The organism is Acidimicrobiales bacterium (assembly GCA_036273495.1).
Classification (GTDB): Bacteria; Actinomycetota; Acidimicrobiia; order Acidimicrobiales; family JAJPHE01; genus DASSEU01.
The window spans coordinates 1-3,652 of the sequence record DASUHN010000271.1 but is presented as its reverse complement, the minus strand read 5'-3'; the positions used below and the strand labels follow the sequence as shown (position 1 = coordinate 3,652).

The window sequence follows — 3,652 nt, the reverse complement described above, 5'->3', positions numbered from 1 at the left end:
ACGCCGGGGATCCGAAGGGGGAAGGCAGGCCGAGCTTTCCCGGGTTCAGCACGCCCGACGGGTCGAGGGCGCCCTTCAGGGTGGCGAGGAGCTCGTGGGTCGGGCCCAGCGACCGGCGCAGGGCGTCGGCGCGCAGAAGGCCGATGCCGTGGTGGTGGCTCACCGCCGCCCCGGCCGCCACGACCGCGCCCATCACCGCGTCCCACGCCGCCCGGTAGTACCGGTCCCCCCAATCGGCATCGGCCTCGGCCGGGGGCCGGGCCACGAACGTGAAGTACAGGCAGGCCCCGTCGCTGTAGGCGTGGGACTGGTGCGCCGACGCGACGAGGGTGCCGTCGACGGCGCCGAGGGCGGTGGTCACGTCGTCGTACAGCCCGGCCAGCACCGCCCATCTACCGGCCACCTCGGCGGTGTCGACCACGAAGCCCCGCTGCACCAGGGCGCCGAGGGCGGAGACGTCGTTGCGGTGGTCGAGCCAGCGCTGCACCAGGCCGTCGTCGAGCCGGGCCGCGCCGGCGCACTCCTCGGCCACCACCTGGACGACGGCGTCCACCAGCACCGGGTCACCCTCGTCGAGCACGATCAGCACGGCGCGCCCCTCGACCTCGAAGCTGCGCGCCGACTCGACGGCGTCATACAGACGGAGGACGGCGGGGGTGGCGCCGCGTCGCATCACCCGCCGGCACACCTCGAGCCCCGACGCGAAGTCGGGGAAGGCCCAAGCCGAGCGCCTCTCGGCGGCGGGGACGGGATGCACGCGCAGCTCGGCTTCGGTGATGACGGCCAGCGTGCCCTCCGAGCCGACGATCAGCTGGGTGAGGTCGGGCCCGGTCGCGGTGCGCGGTCCCCGGCCACCCGTGCGCCACACCCGGCCGTCGGCGGTCACCGCCTCGAGCCCGACGACCATGTCCTCGATCTTCCCGTAGCGGGTCGAGTACTGGCCGGCGGACCGGCACGCCAGCCAGCCGCCCACCGTCGACAGCTCGACCGACTGGGGCCAGTGCCCCAGGGTCACCCCGTGGCGGGAGCGCAGCTCGGCCTCGAGGTGGTGGCCGTAGGTGCCGGCCCCGACCGTCACCAGGAGCGAGTGGTCGTCGACGGCGCGGATGCCGGCCAGGGCCTGCAGGTCGAGGACCACCCCGCCGCTGACGGGGATGCTGCCGCCGCACACCCCGCTGCGCCCGGCGGCGGGCGTGACCGGCACCCCGGCCTCGCTGCAGGCCGCCAGCACCGCCGCCACGTGGCTGGTGTCGGCCGGCCGGGCCACCGCCGCCGCCCGGGCCGGCACCTGGCCCGCCGCCGCCCAGCGCAGGGCCAGCGGCCACCAGTCCCGGCCCCACTCGGCGCACTCCCGGGCGTCGGTGTCGACGGGGCAGACCGAGCGCAGTCGCTCCACCAGCCGGTCGTCGGCGGCGATCCAGCCCGCCGTGAGGCGGGGTCCGCCCGACAGGTCGGCGGGCAGCGGCACCGGGACCGTGCCCCCGGTCGCCGCGCTCACACCGGGGCCCGGTTGGCGGCCCGCTCGGCCTCGACCAGCTGGAGGAAGGAGCCGAGCTGGCGCTCCCGCTCGGGCCCGTCCCAGCCCAGCTCGGGCGCCAGGAGGTCGGCGACGCCCGGCGCGGCCCGGGCGGTGGCCTCCCGGTCGAGCAGCAGGGCCCGGGTGCGGCGGGCCAGCACGTCCTCGAGGGTCAGGGCCATCTCCTCGCGGGCCGCCCACACCGCCTCGACAGCGAGATAGGGGAGGCCCGGCACCAGCGGCGCCCCCCACTCGGGCCGCTGGGAGGCGAGGGCGGCGAGGCGGGGGGATTCGCCCCCGAAACGGGAGTGGAGATGGTCGTCGGCGGCCGACCCGGGGCGGGCGTCGGCCCCGTGCAGGCGCAGGCGGCGGGTGGGGCTGCGCCGGCGCTGGCGGCCCCTCTGGCCCAGCTGCGCCAGGGCGGCGTCGACGGTGTCGGCCGCCATGCGGCGGTAGGTCGTGAGCTTCCCGCCCGTCACCGTCACCAGGCCCTGGGCCGAGGTGCGCACGTCGTGGCGGCGGGACAGGTCGGCGGTACGGTCGGTGGCGGCGCCCTTGATGAGGGGCCGCAGGCCCGCCCACGTCCCGACCACGTCCCGCTCCGATATGGGCGTCGACACGAAGGCGTTCACCGCCGCCACCAGGTAGGCGATGTCCTCGGCCGTGCACTTCGGGTCGTCGAGGGGCCCGTCGTAGTCGGTGTCGGTGGTCCCGACGTACACGTGGCCCCCCCACGGGACGACGAAGACCGAGCGCCGGTCCCCGAGAACCGGCAGGACGATGGCCACCTCGGCCGGCAGCTTCTCCAGGGGCACGGTGATGTGCACCCCCTTGGCCGGGCGAAGGGAGCCGGGATCGCTTCCCTCCCCCAGCCCCCTCACCTCGTCGGCCCACACGCCCGAGGCGTTGACGACCACACCGGCGCGCACCCGCAGCCCGGCGGTGTCGGGCCCCCCGGCCACGCCGGACGGTCCCAGGACCGCCCCGTCGACCTTGCCCCGTCCGTCCCGGGTGAGCTCGGCCACCGGGGCGTGGTTGGCGACGGCGGCGCCGTGGTCGGCGGCGGTCCGGGCCACCGCCAGGGTGAGGCGGGCGTCGTCGGTGCGGGCGTCCCAGTACAGGAAGCCGGCGACCAGGAGGTCGGCCCGCAGGGTCGGAAGGAGCCGGGCCGCCTCCTCCCGCCCGATGCGCCGGTGCCGGGTGCCGATCCGCATGCCGCCGACGAGGTCGTAGGACCACAGGGCGGTCGAGTAGGTCTTGGCGACGGCGCGGTTCAGGACGCCGTCGCGCCCGAAGATCGGGATCAGGAAGGCGAGGGGCTGGACCAGGTGGGGGGCGTTGGCCAGCAGCCGCTGGCGCTCGACCAGGCCCTCGCGCACGAGCAGGTAGTCGCGTTGCTGGAGGTAGCGCAGGCCGCCGTGGACCAGCTTCGAGGACTTGGACGAGGTGCCCGATGCGAAGTCCTCCCGCTCGACCAGGGCCACCGACAGGCCCCGGGCGGCGGCGTCGAGGGCCACGCCGGCGCCGGTGATCCCGCCCCCGACCACGAGCACGTCGACGGGCGAGTCGGCCATCCGCCGCAGCGCCGTCTGGCGCGAGAACGGGGTGGCGTTATCAACAACCATGCTTATCAACAAACATTGTCGAACGACAATAGGTGGTGATAAGGTGGCCGTCCATGAGGAGCCCGGAGGAGCTGACGACGCTGTTCCGCGACCGGGGCTGGAAGGTGACGCCCCAACGTCAGTGCATCTTCCGGATCCTGCACGACAACCCGACCCATCCCACCGCCGACGCCGTCTACGCCGTCGCCCGGGGGGAGATGCCGACCATCTCCCTGCGGACGGTCTACCAGACCCTCAACGATCTGGCGGCCATCGGGGAGGTCAACCTCCTCGACCTCGGGACGGGCTCGGTGCGGTTCGACCCGGACCGGGGCCCGCATCACCACCTGGTGTGCACGGGGTGCGGCGCGGTGAGGGATCTCTTCGCCGAGTTCCCCGGGTTGCAGGTCCCCGCCGGTCAGGAGCAAGGCTTCACCGTAGGGGACGCCGAGGTCGTGTTCCGCGGTCTGTGTGACGCGTGCAGCATCGCCGACGCCGACCGGGTTGGGACGGTCGGCACCGAGAGAGTCAA

The 3,652-nt window shown here is 75.0% G+C and carries 3 protein-coding genes; 1 reads left to right on the top strand and 2 read right to left on the bottom strand.

The features are described from left to right. A partial coding sequence (locus VFW24_11665; protein ID HEX5267421.1) for an FAD-binding oxidoreductase occupies window positions 1-1,498 on the bottom strand: 1,498 nt, incomplete at its 3' end. Continuing rightward, a complete protein-coding gene (locus VFW24_11660) occupies window positions 1,495-3,141 on the bottom strand; it encodes a glycerol-3-phosphate dehydrogenase/oxidase (GenBank protein HEX5267420.1) in 1,647 nt (548 codons plus the stop codon). The genes VFW24_11665 and VFW24_11660, both read right to left, overlap by 4 nt. A 53-nt stretch (window positions 3,142-3,194) precedes the next feature. On the opposite strand from VFW24_11660, the gene VFW24_11655 reads away from it, so the two are divergent. Further along, window positions 3,195-3,652, top strand: a 458-nt coding sequence (locus VFW24_11655) for a Fur family transcriptional regulator (protein HEX5267419.1), incomplete at its 3' end; no start/stop codon positions are given.